This window comes from Streptomyces sp. NPDC056373, from assembly GCF_042262425.1.
Classification (GTDB): domain Bacteria; phylum Actinomycetota; class Actinomycetes; order Streptomycetales; family Streptomycetaceae; genus Streptomyces.
In genome coordinates this window covers 198,231-214,034 of the sequence record NZ_JBHJPX010000002.1, presented here as the reverse complement: position 1 = coordinate 214,034, position 15,804 = coordinate 198,231, and the positions used below count along the sequence as shown (strand labels likewise).

At 71.0% G+C, this 15,804-nt stretch carries 11 protein-coding genes; 3 read left to right on the top strand and 8 right to left on the bottom strand.

Annotated elements, in window-relative coordinates; all coding sequences use genetic code 11:
- The first annotated feature begins 78 nt into the window (after positions 1–78).
- The 3 genes from ACFCXS_RS04945 (at position 79) to ACFCXS_RS04935 (ending at position 4,419) form a co-directional block, all read left to right on the top strand.
- Positions 79–2,451: a polysaccharide lyase 8 family protein gene (locus ACFCXS_RS04945; RefSeq protein WP_376641666.1), complete on the top strand. Its 2,373-nt coding sequence runs from the start codon at positions 79–81 to the stop codon at positions 2,449–2,451.
- Between the two features lie 154 nt (positions 2,452–2,605).
- Positions 2,606–4,189: an acyl-CoA carboxylase subunit beta gene (locus tag ACFCXS_RS04940; protein WP_376641665.1), complete on the top strand. Its 1,584-nt coding sequence runs from the start codon at positions 2,606–2,608 to the stop codon at positions 4,187–4,189.
- A 35-nt stretch (positions 4,190–4,224) separates the two neighbouring features.
- Positions 4,225–4,419 carry an acyl-CoA carboxylase subunit epsilon gene (locus tag ACFCXS_RS04935; RefSeq protein WP_030851540.1) on the top strand — a complete coding sequence of 65 codons (195 nt, stop codon included), beginning with the start codon at positions 4,225–4,227 and terminating at the stop codon, positions 4,417–4,419.
- 177 nt (positions 4,420–4,596) lie between these two features.
- Here ACFCXS_RS04935 and ACFCXS_RS04930 read toward each other — a convergent pair whose 3' ends face one another.
- The 8 genes from ACFCXS_RS04930 to ACFCXS_RS04895 form a co-directional block, all read right to left on the bottom strand.
- The gene (locus ACFCXS_RS04930) at positions 4,597–5,178 is read right to left on the bottom strand and encodes an ATP/GTP-binding protein (protein ID WP_014675207.1); all 582 of its coding nucleotides are present in this window, start codon (positions 5,176–5,178) and stop codon (positions 4,597–4,599) included.
- A complete protein-coding gene (locus ACFCXS_RS04925; RefSeq protein ID WP_029181511.1) occupies positions 5,159–5,737 on the bottom strand; it encodes a DUF742 domain-containing protein in 579 nt (192 codons plus the stop codon). The genes ACFCXS_RS04930 and ACFCXS_RS04925 overlap by 20 nt, the downstream gene beginning before the upstream one ends.
- Positions 5,738–5,831: 94 nt before the next feature.
- Entirely contained in the window at positions 5,832–6,245 is a 414-nt protein-coding gene (locus tag ACFCXS_RS04920; protein WP_003993185.1) for a roadblock/LC7 domain-containing protein, read from the bottom strand.
- A gap of 10 nt (positions 6,246–6,255) precedes the next feature.
- A complete protein-coding gene (locus ACFCXS_RS04915) occupies positions 6,256–9,561 on the bottom strand; it encodes a nitrate- and nitrite sensing domain-containing protein (RefSeq protein WP_376641664.1) in 3,306 nt (1,101 codons plus the stop codon).
- A gap of 376 nt (positions 9,562–9,937) precedes the next feature.
- The gene (locus ACFCXS_RS04910; protein ID WP_104781463.1) at positions 9,938–10,513 is read right to left on the bottom strand and encodes an ATP/GTP-binding protein; all 576 of its coding nucleotides are present in this window, start codon (positions 10,511–10,513) and stop codon (positions 9,938–9,940) included.
- On the bottom strand, positions 10,494–10,889 hold the full coding sequence (locus ACFCXS_RS04905) for a DUF742 domain-containing protein (RefSeq protein ID WP_030851927.1): 396 nt from the start codon (positions 10,887–10,889) through the stop codon (positions 10,494–10,496). Before ACFCXS_RS04905 ends, ACFCXS_RS04910 begins: the two co-directional genes overlap by 20 nt.
- A gap of 110 nt (positions 10,890–10,999) precedes the next feature.
- Positions 11,000–11,413: a roadblock/LC7 domain-containing protein gene (locus ACFCXS_RS04900; RefSeq protein WP_031138073.1), complete on the bottom strand. Its 414-nt coding sequence runs from the start codon at positions 11,411–11,413 to the stop codon at positions 11,000–11,002.
- 9 nt (positions 11,414–11,422) lie between these two features.
- On the bottom strand, positions 11,423–15,325 hold the full coding sequence (locus ACFCXS_RS04895) for a nitrate- and nitrite sensing domain-containing protein (protein WP_376641663.1): 3,903 nt from the start codon (positions 15,323–15,325) through the stop codon (positions 11,423–11,425).
- Positions 15,326–15,804: the final 479 nt, after the last annotated feature.

Genomic DNA, 15,804 nt, shown 5'->3' with positions numbered 1-15,804 from the left:
CCCGGCCGTTCCTCCGTTCCGGTCACTCCGGCCTGATCCACCGTTCAGGTGACCGTCCCCCCGTGGTAGGGCATGGGCATGACTCCGCAGCGTCGCGTCTTCCCCCGCCGCACCGTCGGGGCCGCCGTTCCGCTCCGGCCCGGTCGCCGGGTCCTGCTGCTCGCGGCCGCGGCCCTCGCGGCGACCGGGGGCGCGGCACCCGGGCGTCGGACCGGCGACGAGGCCGGTGACCCGTACGACACCCTCCGCCGCCGCTGGCTCGGCATCTCCCTCGGGACCGGCTACGACCCGACCGCCGAGCCCTACGCGGCCCGGCTCGCCGAGACCGGCGCACTCGCCCGCGACCTGCACGCGAGCATGGCCCCGACGGCGCACTCCCTCTGGCCCGGTCACCCCTTCGACCCGCCGGCCGGCATCACCCTCGGCTACGGCCGGTTGTGGACCATGACCCAGGCGTACGTCCAGCAGGGCACCGGCTCCACCGCCGACCCCGCCCTCCTCGCCGGCATCCTGCGTGGCCTCGACCACCTCTCCGCCACCGTCTACCACCCCTCCACCACCCCCTACGGCAACTGGTGGGAGTGGCAGATCGGCAGCCCCCGCCTGCTCACCGACATCACGGCCGCCCTGTACGAGCGGCTGGGGGAGGACCGCGTCCGTGCGGCCTGCGCCGCCGTCGACCACTTCGTCCCCGACTCCGCCCTCGGCGACTACAGCGGCACCTCCACCGGCGCCAACCGCGTCGACCTGTGCCGCTCCGTGGCCCTGCGCGGCGTCCTCGGCCGGGAACCGGCCAAGATCGCCCTCGCCCGGGACGCGCTCTCCCCGGTCTTCCCCTACGTCACCCGGGGCGACGGCCTCCACGCCGACGGCTCGTTCGTCCAGCACACCTGGGTCGCCTACTCGGGCACGTACGGCCAGGTCGTGCTCGACGGACTCGGCCGGCTCTTCGCCCTGCTCGCCGGATCCGCCTGGGAGGTCACCGACCCGAACCGGCAGATCGTCCTCGACAGCGTCGAGCGTGCCTACGCCCCGCTCCTCCACGACGGACTGGTCATGGACAGCGTCAACGGCCGCGCCATCAGCCGCGGTCACCTCACCGCCGACGACCGCAAGATCCTGCGCGGCGACCATTACCACGGCCACCTGCTCATCGCCGCCATCGCCCTCCTCGCGGCCGGCGCGAGCCCGGCGGAACGGGACCGCTGGCACGCCCGCATCAAGGGCTGGATCGAACGGGACACCGTGAGCCCGATCCTGACGGCGCCCCAGTTCGGCGTCGCCGACCTGGCCCGGCTGCACACCGTCGCCGCCTCACCCGCCCCGGCCGCCCCCGAACCCGCCGGGCACCACCTCTTCCCCGCCATGGACCGTGCCGTCCACCGCGGCCCCGGCTTCACCGTGAACATCGCCATGGCCAGCGACCGAATCGCCCACTACGAGTGCGGCAACGGCGAGAACCCCCGCGGCTGGCACACCGGCGCGGGCATGGTCAGCTGGTGGGCCGAGGGCACCGGCGACCAGTACACGGACTGGTTCTGGCCGACCGTCGACTGGTACCGGCTGCCCGGCACCACCGTCTCCACCAGACGGCTCGCCGACCGCGAGGGAGGCGAGTGGGGCACGGCCCGCCCGGACACGCGCTGGGTCGGCGGCACCACCGACGGCAGGTACGCGGCCCTCGGCCAGCACCTCAAGGGCCTCGGCTCCACCCTGGAGGCCCGCAAGTCCTGGTTCTGCGTGGAGGACGCGGTGATCTGCCTCGGCGCCGGGATCACCTGCTCCGACGGTGTCCCGGTCGAGACCGTCGTCGACAACCGCAACCTCGGCGCGTCCGGCACCCCGCGCTTCGTCAAAGGCCCCGGCTGGGCCCACCTGGAGGGCCACGGCGGCTGGCTGCTGTTCGGACGCGAACCGAAGGCGCTGCGCGAGGACCGCACCGGTGCCTGGTCCGACATCAACACCGGCGGCACGCGGGAACGGCGCACCCGCCGCTGGCAGACCCTCTGGCTCGATCACGGCACCGACCCGCAGGACGCCGCGTACGCCTACGTCCTGATGCCCGGGGCGTCCCGCCGGGCGGTCGCGCGCCGGGCCGCCGACCGACACTGGATGTCGGTGCTCGCCAACGACCCCGGCCGCCAGGCCGTCGCCGTGCCTTCCCTCGGCTGCACGGCCGCGACCTTCTGGAGGGCCGGCGCCGCGGGCCCCCTCACCGCCTCCGCCGCCGCGAGCGTGCTGACGGTCGTCCGGGGCCGCACCGCTACGCTCTGCGTGAGCGAGCCGCCCCGTACCGGCGAGCCTCTGGAGATCGCCTGGGACCGACCGGTCCGGCGGGTCGGTCGCGTGGACGAGACGGTCGAGGTGCTGTCCGCCGGCCGCGGGCTGCGCCTGCGCGTCACTCCGGGGGCGGTATGCGCCACCCATGTCTGTGAGGTGACTCTCGCCTGACCGCTTTGTGTGACCCCTACAAGCGACACGCCCCCTGAGCAGTCAGAAAGGGTCAACCTCGCCAGGGTTCTGTTCAGGGGTACCAGGAAAACACGCCGGAGACTGTGAGGAGTCGACGGCTCGCATTCCACGGTTGACTTCGTAAGGTCGCTACATGACCGTTTTGGATGAGGCGCCGGGTGAGCCGACCGACGCGCGCGGACGCGTGGCCGAACTGCACGAGATCCGTGCGCAGGCGGTGGCCGGACCGAGCGAGAAGGCGACCGCGGCGCAGCACGCCAAGGGCAAGCTGACCGCGCGGGAGCGGATCGAACTCCTCCTGGACCCGGAGTCCTTCCGTGAGGTCGAGCAGCTGCGCCGGCACCGGGCCACGGGCTTCGGCCTGGAGGCCAAGAAGCCGTACAGCGACGGTGTGATCACCGGCTGGGGCACGGTGGAGGGCCGCACGGTCTTCGTCTACGCGCACGACTTCCGCATCTTCGGCGGCGCCCTGGGCGAGGCCCACGCCACGAAGATCCACAAGATCATGGACATGGCCATCGCGGCCGGTGCCCCGCTGGTCTCGCTGAACGACGGCGCCGGCGCCCGTATCCAGGAGGGCGTCTCGGCCCTCGCCGGCTACGGCGGCATCTTCCAGCGCAACACCAAGGCCTCGGGCGTGATCCCGCAGATCTCGGTCATGCTCGGCCCGTGCGCCGGCGGCGCGGCCTACAGCCCCGCCCTCACCGACTTCGTCTTCATGGTCCGCGAGACCTCGCAGATGTTCATCACCGGCCCCGACGTCGTCAAGGCGGTCACGGGCGAGGAGATCACGCAGAACGGCCTGGGCGGCGCCGACGTCCACGCCGAGACCTCCGGTGTCTGCCACTTCGCCTACGACGACGAAGAGACCTGCATCGCCGAGGTCCGCTACCTGCTCTCGCTGCTCCCGCAGAACAACCGCGAGAACCCGCCCCGCTCGGAGTCCTCGGACCCGGCCGAGCGCCGCTCGGACGTCCTGCTGGACCTGGTCCCGGCGGACGGCAACCGGCCGTACGACATGGCCAAGGTCATCGAGGAGATCGTCGACGACGGCGACTACCTGGAGGTCCACGAGCGCTGGGCCCGCAACATCATCTGCGCGCTGGGCCGGATGGACGGCCAGGTCGTCGGCATCGTGGCGAACCAGCCGCAGGCCCTGGCGGGCGTGCTGGACATCGAGGCCTCCGAGAAGGCGGCCCGCTTCGTTCAGATGTGCGACGCCTTCAACATCCCGATCATCACTCTTCTGGACGTCCCCGGCTTCCTCCCGGGCGTCGACCAGGAGCACGGTGGCATCATCCGCCACGGCGCGAAGCTCCTCTACGCCTACTGCAACGCGACCGTGCCGAGGATCTCGCTGATCCTGCGCAAGGCCTACGGAGGTGCGTACATCGTCATGGACAGCCAGTCCATCGGTGCCGACCTCACCTACGCCTGGCCGACGAACGAGATCGCGGTCATGGGCGCGGAGGGCGCCGCCAACGTCATCTTCCGCCGTCAGATCGCCGAGGCCGAGGACCCCGAGGCCATGCGGGCCCGCATGGTCAAGGAGTACAAGTCCGAGCTGATGCACCCGTACTACGCGGCCGAACGCGGCCTGGTCGACGACGTCATCGACCCCGCCGAGACCCGCGAGGTGCTGATCAAGTCCCTCGCGATGCTCCAGACCAAGCACGCGGACCTGCCGTCCCGCAAGCACGGCAACCCGCCGCAGTAACCCGGCGGACATCTTCCTCACGGAGACTGACACCCATGGAATCGCCTGACATCCGCGTCGAAAAGGGCCACGCCGAGCCCGAGGAGGTCGCCGCCATCACGGCCATCCTCCTGGCCCGCGCCGCCGCCCGCCCCACGGACCCGACCCCGGCCCACCGCGGCCGCATCAAGGCCGGCTGGCGCCGCCTGGAACGCGAGCCGGGCTTCCGCGCACCGCACAGCTGGCGCTGAGCAACAAGAAGGAAGAGGCCCCTCCGCCTGGAGGGGCCTCTTCCTTGTCGCGCCCAGGGAGGGCATGCCCTGAGGGGCGCGGGGAACTGCGCGATCAACTCCCACAAACCCGCACCCGGCAACGCAACAGCCCCCGGCAGCCCAAAGGCCGCCAGGGGCTGTCCCACAGCAGGAGAGCTACCGCAGTCGAGCCATCAGGGCGTGCTCGACCAGCGTGATCAGGGCACTCTTCGCATCGGCCCGGTGCCGCGCGTCCGTCGTGATGATGGGAGTGTCCGGCCCGATCTGCAGCGCCTCGCGGACCTCGTCCGGCGTGTACGGCTGCTGTCCGTCGAAGCCGTTCAGCGCGATGACGAACGGCAGGCCGCTGTTCTCGAAGTAGTCGACGGCCGGGAAGCAGTCGGCGAGCCTCCTCGTGTCGACCAGCACGATCGCGCCGATGGCGCCGCGCACCAGGTCGTCCCACATGAACCAGAAGCGGTCCTGACCGGGCGTACCGAAGAGGTACAGGATCAGGTCCTGGTCTAGGGTGATACGGCCGAAGTCCATGGCCACCGTGGTGGTGGTCTTGTCCCCGGTGTGGGTGAGGTCGTCGATGCCCGCCGAAGCGGACGTCATGACGGCCTCGGTGCGCAGCGGGTTGATCTCCGAGACGGCACCAACGAACGTGGTCTTGCCCACGCCGAAGCCGCCAGCCACCACGATCTTCGCGGACGTGGTGGAGCGGGAAGGCCCTCCGCTAGAGCTTGCGAAGTCCACTGAGCACCCTTTCGAGCAGTGTCACGTCTGGCTGGCCGCCGGCGTTCTCGTCGCCGCCGGGCTGATGGATGGCGACCAGTCCCGCCTCCGCCAAGTCGGCGACGAGGATCCTGGCCACGCCGAGAGGGATCGTGAGGAGCGCCGAGATCTCGGCGACCGACTTGATTTCCCGGCAGAGGTTGCAGATCCGCTGATGCTCGGGCAACTGGCCCTGCATCTGGTGCGGCTGCGCAGTGGTGTGCACCAGCGCCTCGATGGCGAGCTGGTAACGCGGGCGGGTCCGGCCGCCGGTCATGGCGTACGGACGCACCAAGGGGTTGTTCGACGCCCCGGCGGGCGCCGGCTCGGGGGTGCGGCGCTGCGGCTGCACAGGCTGGATACGCGGGGCCGGCGGCTGGTCGTACGGCGACGGGCCGGGGCCCTGCGGCGCGTACGGCTGCCGGTGGCTCGGTGCGGAGGGGAAGTTGTAACGGTTCGGGTTCTGACCACCGTCGCCCTGGCCCTGGGCAGGGCCGTACGACCAGTTGCCCGAAGACGAACCGCCTGGGGGTGTTGCCACTTTCTCCTCCTCCGACTGTGCCTGGCACCCATCGCTGTGGAGCCGCGTCCCGAAACCTTACGGCCCCGGGACGCCAAAACGCACCGTCCGTCTACTAGTTGAGCAGGCTCCCCTGGAGCTCTGCACGAAGGTCCGGTGTCAGGACCGTACCGGCTCGGTCCACCAGCAGTGCCATCTCGTACCCGATGAGACCGATGTCCGCCTCGGGATGAGCGAGAACGGCGAGCGACGAACCGTCGGATACGGACATGATGAAGAGGAATCCCCGCTCCATCTCCACAACCGTCTGGTTCACCGCGCCTCCCTCGAAGATCCGGGAAGCGCCTGCCGTCAGAGACGTCAGACCGGAGGCGACGGCCGCGAGCTGGTCGGCGCGGTCGCGGGGGAAGCCTTCGGACATCGCCAGAAGGAGTCCGTCGGCGGAGACCACCACCGTGTGGGACACCCCCGGGGTGTTGTCCACGAAGTTGGTGATCAACCAGTTCAGGTTCTGTGCCGCCTGGCTCATCGGGCTCACACTAACGCTCCTGGTTGTAGGTGCTGTCAGGACCGAAGCCCTGGCCGTTCGTTTCACTGCCTGCGCTGCGTCCGCGCTGGACGCCTCGACGCAGGTTGCTCAGCCTGCCCCGGACGTCCTCCGGGGCGCGGGAGACCTGTGGGCCTCCCTGGGGGGTGCTTTCGGCGGCACCCTCGATCAGGTTCGCCTTGGGCACCCGCCTCGGCAGGCCGGAGGAGGTGACCCCGCCCGCCTTGGGCTTCCGGAGCTGCGAGGCCTGCTGCCACCGCTCGTCGTTGGCCGAGCGCCAGTCGTCGCCGTTGCCCTCCGGTGCGGAGGCCGGCGGCTCCTGGCTCACATGCCGTGCGCCACCCGTACCGTTCGCACCGCTCGCGGTGGGTCCACGGCGGGGAAGCCCGGCGTCGGTCATCGTGTGAGCGGCGGAGGGGCTCGATCCCGGACGGTCGAAGCCTACGCGGTCCTGCTCACTTGCGTCAGCGGCCTGCGCAGATTCCGTTTCCGGGGCCTGAGAAGGGTACTGGCTCGGGTAGCCGTTCCGGTAACCGTCCTGCTGCGGCCAGTCGTCCTGGTGGCGTCGCTGCTCGAACGCGGCGAAACCGCCCGCCCCGCCGGCACCCTGCCCCGGGGTCTCCTCCTGGGCCGGCTCCGCATAGGAGGGCTCGGGGTAGCCGCCGTTCGGCGAGAAGGTGTCGTTGTGCGGCACGCCGCCGTTCGGCGCATAGTACTGCTCGTCGTAAGCAGACCGCTGCGGCTCCTCGTACGCCGTGTGCCGCTGCTCGTCGTACGCCGGCTGCTGCTGCTCGTACGGCGCCTGACGGTCGTACGCGGACGGCTGCTGCTCCGGGTAGCCGGTCTGGCCGGTGTCGTAGGCCTGCCCGGTGTCGTAGCCCTGCCGCCCGTTGTACTCGTCACGGTAGCCGGTCGCCTGGGAGGGCTCCTGGCCGCTCTGCGCGGGCAGCGCGGGCTGCTCGTGCGACTGCGACTCCAGCGCCGCCCGGCGCTCCTCGCGCATCAGGGAGCGGCCGACGGGATCCAGCTCGCGTATGTCGTCGGGGACCTCGGAGTAGCGGCTGTCGTCGAAGCCGAGTTCCGCGGCCGTGCGCATGGGCTGCTGGTTGAAGTTCTCGCCGCCGCCGCCGAAGTTCTGCTCCGGGATGATCTGCGAGACGGTGAACTCGTCGCGGTCCACGTGCTGCTCGCCGCCACCACCGTGGGTGATCGCGTCCGGCAGCATGACCAGCGAGGTGGTGCCGGCCTGCTCGCCCGAGGGGCGCAGCTGGACCCGGATGCCGTGCCGGTCGGACAGCCGGCCGACCACGAACAGACCCATGCGCTGCGAGATCGCGGCGTCCACGGTCGGCGGGTTGGCCAGCTTGTGGTTGATGTCCGCGAAGTCCTCGGCGGTCAGGCCGATGCCCTTGTCGTGGATCTCGATCATGACGCGGCCGTCGGGAAGACGGGTGGCGGTCACCCGCACCTTGGTCTGCGGGGAGGAGAACGTCGTCGCGTTCTCCAGCAGCTCGGCGAGCAGGTGCACGAGGTCGGTCACGGCACGGCCGTGGATCTCGGCCTCCGGGACGCCGGACAGCTCGATGCGCTCGTACTGCTCCACCTCGGAGGAGGCGGCGCGCAGCACGTCGACCAGCGGGACCGGCTGGTCCCAGCGGCGGCCGGGCTCCTCGCCGGCGAGGACCAGGAGGTTCTCGCCGTTGCGGCGCATACGGGTCGCGAGGTGGTCCAGGCGGAAGAGGTTCTCCAGCTGGTCCGGGTCGGCCTCGTTGTTCTCCAGGTCGGTGATCAGGGTCAGCTGGCCCTCGATCAGCGACTGGTTGCGGCGCGAGAGGTTGGTGAAGATCGCGTTGATGTTGCCCCGCAGCAGGGCCTGCTCGGCGGCGAGCCGGACGGCCTCGCGGTGGACCTGGTCGAAGGCCCGGGCGACCTCGCCGATCTCGTCCGTCGTGGCGATCGGGATCGGGGCGACGCGGGTGTCGACCCGGCCCGGGTCGGTGCGCGAGAGCTGGTCGACCAGCATCGGCAGGCGCTGCTCGGCGATGCCGAAGGCGGCGTTGCGCAGCTGGCGCATCGAGCGGCTCATCTGACGGGCGACCGCACCGGCCAGGATGAAGGCCAGGAGCAGGGCGACCACGACCGCGGCACCGGTGATGTAGGCGTCACGCTGGGCGTCGCCGGCGATGTCGGAGGCCTCGCTCACCGCGCGGTCCGCGAGCTCGGTCTCGATCTTGTCGTACGCGTTGTACTTCAGCGTGGTGACGGCCCACCAGTTCTGCGCGGTGATGCCCTGCTGAGCGAGGGCGGCGCGCTCGCTGGGGTCCGTGGACGGAAGCGCCGCGATATTGGCCACCATCGTGGTGGGGCTGGCGGGCGGCGGCACGTAGTCCGGGTCCTTGGCCTTGGCCTCGGCGGCCATCCTGGCGCCGTCGGCCTTGATCTGCTTCTCCGCCGTCGTCAGCTTGGCGAAGTCCGCCTCGGTGCCACCGCTCTCGTACTCCTGGATGGCGATGCGCTCCAGGTAGGCGTACGAGGACAGGGCGATGCGCTGGCTGGCCAGGTTGCCGCCGTCCGGACCGGGCTTGATCAGGATGTGCATGCCGATGGAGCGCTGGAGGGAGAGCGCGCCCTTGGTCAGCGAGATCGCGTAGACGGTACGGCCGTAGCTGGTGATGTTTCCGGTGCCCAGGCCGAGTTCGTTGGCGAACTCCAGCAGCCGGTGCTCGGTCTCGACGTAGCCCTCTTCGGTCTGCACGCCCTTGAGCTGGCTGGTGTAGGCGGCCGCGCGCAGCTGCGTCAGCTTCGGCTCCACCTCGCGGAAGCGCTTCAGGCGCCGCTCCAGGCCCGGCCGGTCGGGCATGTTCTTGACGGCCTCGTCGAAGGCGTCCGCCGCCTTGTCGGTGTTCGCGCGGGCCTTGACGACCGTCGGGTCCTTCACACCCTTGCCCTGGAGCAGGGGCGCGGCGGTCACGTCGCGCTCGGTGAGCAGTTCGTTGCCGTAGGCCAGGGCGGCGCGGACCAGGCGCGCGGTGTTCTCCGCGTCCTCGGCCTCCTGCCAGGTGTCGATCGAGCTCTTCACCTGGAAGCCGCCCATGACGAGGCCGACCACCACGGGTATGAGCAGGATCGCGTTCAGCCTGGTCGCCACACGCCAGTTGCGCGGGGAGAGACGGCCGCCGCTCTCGGCGGGCGCGGCCGTCGGTTCCGAACCGGGCACGGGGGCGGGCGCCGCTGTGCGCGGCGGCGGGGTGAAGTTGCCCCGGGCCGACGGCTCGGGACTGTTCTTGCTTCGCCTCACTCGACCAACAACCTCTCGGCGGTCGGCACCAACGTTGTGCCGCAGTGTTCAGAGCCCAAGACGCCAGCGACGGACGAGGGCGTCATTGACTATTGGGCAGTTCAGGCATTCCAGCACGACGACCTGCGCTCTTCCAAACAGTCCCGTGGGCGGATTGCAGGCGATGTAAGCCCCAGATAAAACGGTCATAAAGAGCGAGCCCCGCCAAAAGGCGGGGCGATTGTGCGCGCAGCGAGACCGGATGTGCGCGACGCGTGGCCGTACCACCCGATTCCTCTGCCGAAACGTTATGAACACCTTGGCCGACCGTGTCAAAGGACACAGTCGGCTCCGGTGTATCTACGACAACTGCCGTATGGCATATCTGAATTGGGTGCTACCTCAGCCGTGCCATCAGGGCGTGCTCGACCAGCGTGATCAGGGCACTCTTCGCATCGGCCCGGTGCCGGGCGTCCGTCGTGATGATCGGGGTGTCGGGGCCGATCTGCAGCGCCTCGCGCACCTCTTCGGGCTGGTAGGGCTGTTGTCCGTCGAAGCCGTTCAGCGCGACGACGAACGGCAGGCCGCTGTTCTCGAAGTAGTCGACGGCCGGGAAACAGTCGGCCAGGCGCCGGGTGTCCACGAGTACCACCGCGCCGATGGCGCCGCGCACCAGGTCGTCCCACATGAACCAGAAGCGGTCCTGACCGGGCGTACCGAAGAGGTACAGGATCAGGTCCTGGTCCAGGGTGATACGGCCGAAGTCCATGGCCACCGTGGTGGTGGTCTTGTCCCCGGTGTGGGTGAGGTCGTCGATGCCGGCCGAAGCGGACGTCATGACGGCCTCGGTGCGCAGCGGGTTGATCTCCGAGACGGCACCAACGAACGTGGTCTTGCCCACGCCGAAACCGCCGGCCACCACTATCTTCGCGGAGGTGGTGGACCGCCCCGCGTCAGAGCTTGCGAAGTCCACTGAGCACCCTTTCGAGCAGTGTCACGTCCGGCGCGCCGGTGGCGTCGTCGCCGCCCGGCTGGTGGATCGCGACGAGACCGGCCTCGGCGAGGTCCGCGACCAGGATCCGGGCCACGCCGAGCGGCATGTTGAGCAGTGCCGACACCTCGGCCACCGACTTGACCTCACGGCACAGGTGGCAGATCCGCTGGTGCTCCGGGAGCAGCCCCATGAGCGCCGCGGGGTCCGCGGTCGTACTGATCAGTGCCTCGATCGCCAGCTGGTAGCGCGGCCGGGTCCGGCCTCCGGTCATGGCGTACGGCCGGACCAGCGGCTGGTCGCCCTCGTCCTCGTACGGCTCCGCGTACGGATCATGAGAGGCGGTGGGCGGGGTCATGGGTCCTCCGGGCGGGACAGCAAGTCGGTCAGCAAGCCGTCTGACGGGGCCTGTGTGGGGTGTGTGGCGGCCGGACGGTGATGTGGTGAGACGGGTGGTGCCGGGGCCGATCAGTGGAGCAGACTGCCTTGGAGCTCAGCCCTGAGGTCTGGAGTGAGGACCGCTCCCGCGCGGTCGACCAGGAGTGCCATCTCGTAGCCGACGAGGCCGATGTCGCACTCGGGGTGGGCGAGTACCGCGAGGGACGAGCCGTCCGAGACGGACATGAGGAAGAGGAATCCCCGCTCCATCTCCACGACCGTCTGCGCCACCTCGCCGCCCTCGAAGATCCGGGAAGCGCCTGCCGTCAGGGACGTCAGACCCGAGGCGACGGCCGCGAGCTGGTCGGCGCGGTCGCGCGGAAAGCCCTCCGACAGCGCCAGGAGGAGACCGTCGGCGGACACGACGACGGTGTGGGACACCCCGGGGGTGTTGTCCACGAAGTTGGTGATCAACCAGTTGAGATTCTGTGCCGCCTGGCTCATCGGACTCAACTAACGCTCCTGCTGGTGAGTGGGCCGTGGGTGGCTGCCGGTCTGGGTGGACCCGGCCTGACGACCCTGTGCGATGCCCCGACGGAGATTGGTCAGCCGGCCGCGCACGTCATCGGGCGCACGCGAGATCTGCGGACCGCTCTGGTGGGTTTGCTGCTGCGCCGTGCCCGGGACGAGGTTGGCCCGGGGCACCCGGCGCGGCAGGCCGGAGGTGGTGACACCACCCGCGGCGGGCTGGCGGACTCGCTCGGCCTGGCGGACGAGGTCGTCGTTCGGCGAGGTGCGCCAGCCGGCGGGGGCGGACCGCTCGGGACCGGTGGGTCCCTGCGGTTGCGGCGACTGCTGGGGGGCCGCCGGGGCGGAGCCGTTGTTCTGCGGCTGCTGCTCCTGCTGGCCGTGGAACCAGTTGGTCTCCAGCGTGTCGTACAGCGGCGTGCGACCGTCGCCCGGACCGGACGCCGGCGGCAGGGCCTCGGGCTCCTGCCGGACCGGCCGGGCCTGCGGGGCGGGCGGACGCGGGGCACCGAAGTCGGCCGGACCCCGGCCGCCGTCAGCCTGCGGCCGCTCGAACCTGCCCGTGCCCGCGGGGTCGGCCGGCGTGGCCGGACCCGGGAGGGTGGGCCGCCCGGAGCCGTTGTCCTGACGGGGCGCGGGGTACTGGCCGGTGGAGCCGTTGTCCTGGCGCGGGGCCGGGTACTGGCTGCCGTTGTCCTGACGGGGCGCCGGGTACTGGCCGGTGGAGCCGTTGTCCTGGCGCGGGGCCGGGTACTGGCTGCCGTTGTCCTGACCGGGCGCGGAGTACTGACCCGTCGAGCCGTTGTCGTAGGACTGCGGCGCCGGGTACTGGCCCGGCGCGGACGAGGTGTCGCGGCGACCGCCGGGGGTGCCGAAGACGTCCGGGCGGACGAACTGGCCCTGGCCCTGCGAGGTGTTCGCGCCGGGGCCGAACGGGTCCGCCTGCTGGGGTGCCCCGAAGTCGGCCGGGGAGCCGAAGCCCTGCCGGTCCTCGTCGCGCGGCACGGCCGGGATCTCGGCCGTCGCGCCCGGGCCCTGCCGGTCGTCGGCACGCGGCAGCGAAGACGTACGGGAGAGGTCCGGCTCCTCGTGCCCGCGCGGGGCGTCCAGCGAGGCACGCGGCGCCGGCGGCTGGGCGTTCTCGTCGCTCCAGCTCGGCACGCGCTGCTGCGCGTCACCGCCGGGCAGTTCGGCACGCGGTCCGCCGCGCGGCGGCAGCTGCGGCCTGCGGCCCGTGCCCTGCTCGGCGTCGCCGCCCTGCTTCTTGCGGCTGCGGCCTCCGCCGAAGGCGTCCTGGCCCTGGGGCCCGTTGGTGCCCGCCGCCTGCAGACCCTGCGGGGCACCCGGAGCCTGCTGGCCGAACCCGGTACCCGCGGGAGCGGGACGGCCCTGCGGAGAACCACCCTGCTCGAACGACGAGGCCCCGGGACCCTGCGGTCCGCGCGCTCCACCGGGCGTTCCCGGACGGCCACCGTCCGCGTCACGCCCGGGCAGCGCGGCCCGCGGACCCTGACCGGAAGCGAGCCGGCCCCCGCCGGACGCACCGCCACCGAAGGCGCCGCCGGACGCGCCGCCACCGAAGGCACCGCCGGACGCGCCGGCGCCGAGGGCACCGCCGCCCTGGCCGGAGCCCGCGGTACGCCGGGCCGCGGCCACACCTGCGGCGGCCTGCGCGGCGGCCGGACCGCCGCCGGCCGACGGCTGACCGGGCTGCTTGGGCTGGGGCTTCCTGCCGCCCTGGGCGACATCGACGGGCAGCATGACCAGCGCGGTCGTACCACCGGAGTCGGACGGGCGCAGCTGGATGCGGATGCCGTGGCGCTGCGACAGCCGGCCGACCACGAACAGACCCATGCGGCGGGAGACGGAGACGTCCACCGTCGGGGGAGAGGCGAGCCGCTCGTTGATCGCCGCCAGGTCCTCCGGCGACAGACCGATGCCGGTGTCGTGGATCTCGATGAGCACACGGCCGTCGGGCAGCGCGTGACCGGTGACCTTGACCTTGGTCTGCGGCGAGGAGAAGGAGGTCGCGTTCTCGAGCAGCTCGGCGAGCAGGTGCACGAGGTCGTTGACCACGCGGCCGGCCACTTCGGTGGTCGGCACCGAGGCCAGCTCGATGCGCTCGTACTGCTCCACCTCGGACGCGGCGGCGCGGAGCACGTCGACCAGCGGGACGGGGCGGGTCCAGCGGCGGCCGGGCTCCTCACCCGCGAGGACGAGGAGGTTCTCACCGTTACGGCGCATACGCGTGGCGAGGTGGTCGAGCTTGAACAGCGAGGACAGCTGGTCCGGGTCGGCCTCGCGGGACTCCAGCTCGGAGATCAGCGACAGCTGGCGCTGGATCAGACCCTGGGAGCGGCGCGAGAGGTTGGTGAACATCGCGTTGACGTTGCCCCGCAGCAGGGCCTGCTCGGCGGCCAGGCGGACCGCCTCGCGGTGCACGTCGTCGAAGGCCGCGGCCACCCGGCCGATCTCGTCCCGGGAGTGCACACCGACCGACTCCACGGACGTGTCGACGTCCTGCGGGTCGGACTCGGACAGCTGCTTGACCAGCTCGGGCAGACGGTCGGAGGCGACCCTGGTCGCGGTGTCCTCCAGGCGGCGCAGCGAGCGGATCATGGACCGCGCCACGACGAAGGCGCCGACCAGCGACACACCGAGCACGATCAGGATCAGGACACCGGAGATGATCGCGTCGCGCTCGGTGGCGCTGCGCAGCTCGCGGGCCTTCTGCTCCATCTCCTCGAGCAGCGTGTGCTCGATGTTCTTCATCTGCTGGATCTTGGTGGAGCTGTCGTCCAGCCAGTCGCGGTAGGACCGCTTGTCCTGCTGGGCGAGACCGCTCGCGGAGACCAGGGCACGACCGGCGTAGGTGTCGGTCGCCTTGATCGTGGAGTTACCGCCGTCCTCGATCGGCTTCAGCAGCTCGGCGGCGGCGTCCTCGCCGTAGATGCTCTTGAAGCTGCGGATCTCGGAGTTCTGGCTCTCCAGGGCGGACTCGGCGTAGAGCCGGTCGTTCGGCGAGAGCTTGCCGGCCGTGGTGTTGCTCGCGGGCAGTGCCGCCGCGAGGGCCGCGCGCTGGATCGAGGAGTACTCCTTGGCGGAGGAGAACGCCGCGAGCGCGCGCGTGCGCTGGATCATGTCCGGGTTGCTGGTCGCCTCGGCCATGTCCTGGGAGAGGTCGATCAGGTTCTCGATCAGACGGTGGTACGCCTCGATCGTCTGCGTGGAGTTGCCCTCGGAGGCGTAGGCGCCCTTGCGGATCTGCTCCAGGTCGCCGAGCTCGCCGGCGAGCTGGACGAGGTACTCGCGGACGCCCTTGAGGTTGCCGTCCTTGCTGGCGCCGTCGATCTCCTCGGAACTGTCGAGGAAGTTCTTCCGTGCCCGGTCGGTCTTCTCGCGAAGGCCCTTGACCGTGAAGTCGGTCGCCTTGCCGCCGTGCGCCAGCGGGCCGGCCGACTGGTCGCGCTCCTCCTGGAGCGCGGCAGACAGCTCGGTGGCCTGCTTGGTCATGTCCGTCAGCAGCTTCATGTTGTCCAGCTGCTGGATGTCGTCCATGGACTGGTCGATACGCAGCGCGCCCAGCGAGGTGGCCGCGACCACCGGGAGGGCGAGCAGCGACACCAGTCGCGTGGAGATGCGCCAGTTGCGCAGGGCTATTCGTGACCCCGGGCCGGTCGGGCCCGTCGGCGGCTTCAGCGCCGGGGAAGAGCCCGCGGCCCCCGACGGGGCCGACGTGCCGGCACGCGCGGAGCGCTCACCGCCGTCACCGGCCGGGCCCTGGCTCTGGGCGTGCTGGGGCGCGGGGCCGCCTTTCACGGGGCCAGTCCCGCCGTGCGGCTCCGGCTCCGCCGAAGCGCTGCCATCCCTCTTGAAACGTCCCTGCACTAGCGTCGCAACCTCTGGACCAGGCACCCCGTCGCCTGAACGGCGGGGCACGGTGTCGGCGTTCTGGGGACGCCCTGAAAAACGCCCCCGTGGTGGTCGTGAGTGACCGGCGCCGGCTTCCCCTTCTCACCGCCACTCGGCGCGTCTGTGCGCCCCCTGTGCGCCGGCTCGATCCTGCGGCGGTCCGTGAGATTCCAGCACAGCACAGGATCTCCAACAAGGCCCGTAGGCCGAGCCGTGATGTAGGTGACACCATGTGAGTGGCGGATCACCGGTCGTAGAAAGAGAGTTCACCCATTTCGGGCGTAAGTCCGCGAGTCGGCGGGCCGCGCCGGGTGTCCCAGTCGCCATGATCAGCAGCGGAATGATGGCTTCAGTGGGCCAATGTCCGTTTCGTTGGGGTGGGGCGTGAGTCCGGATTGACCGATTCGCCCTCTGATTCGTGAGAAAACTCACATGCCGATCATGACCCCTGCGCG

What these genes read in the sequence shown, in the direction of transcription:
- ACFCXS_RS04905 (WP_030851927.1), bottom strand. Translation starts at nt 10,889, where the DNA reads ATGACCCCGCCCACCGCCTCTCATGATCCGTACGCGGAGCCGTACGAG.
- ACFCXS_RS04945 (WP_376641666.1), top strand. Translation starts at nt 79, where the DNA reads ATGACTCCGCAGCGTCGCGTCTTCCCCCGCCGCACCGTCGGGGCCGCC.
- ACFCXS_RS04940 (WP_376641665.1), top strand. Translation starts at nt 2,606, where the DNA reads ATGACCGTTTTGGATGAGGCGCCGGGTGAGCCGACCGACGCGCGCGGA.
- ACFCXS_RS04920 (WP_003993185.1), bottom strand. Translation starts at nt 6,245, where the DNA reads ATGAGCCAGGCGGCACAGAACCTGAACTGGTTGATCACCAACTTCGTG.
- ACFCXS_RS04935 (WP_030851540.1), top strand. Translation starts at nt 4,225, where the DNA reads ATGGAATCGCCTGACATCCGCGTCGAAAAGGGCCACGCCGAGCCCGAG.
- ACFCXS_RS04900 (WP_031138073.1), bottom strand. Translation starts at nt 11,413, where the DNA reads ATGAGCCAGGCGGCACAGAATCTCAACTGGTTGATCACCAACTTCGTG.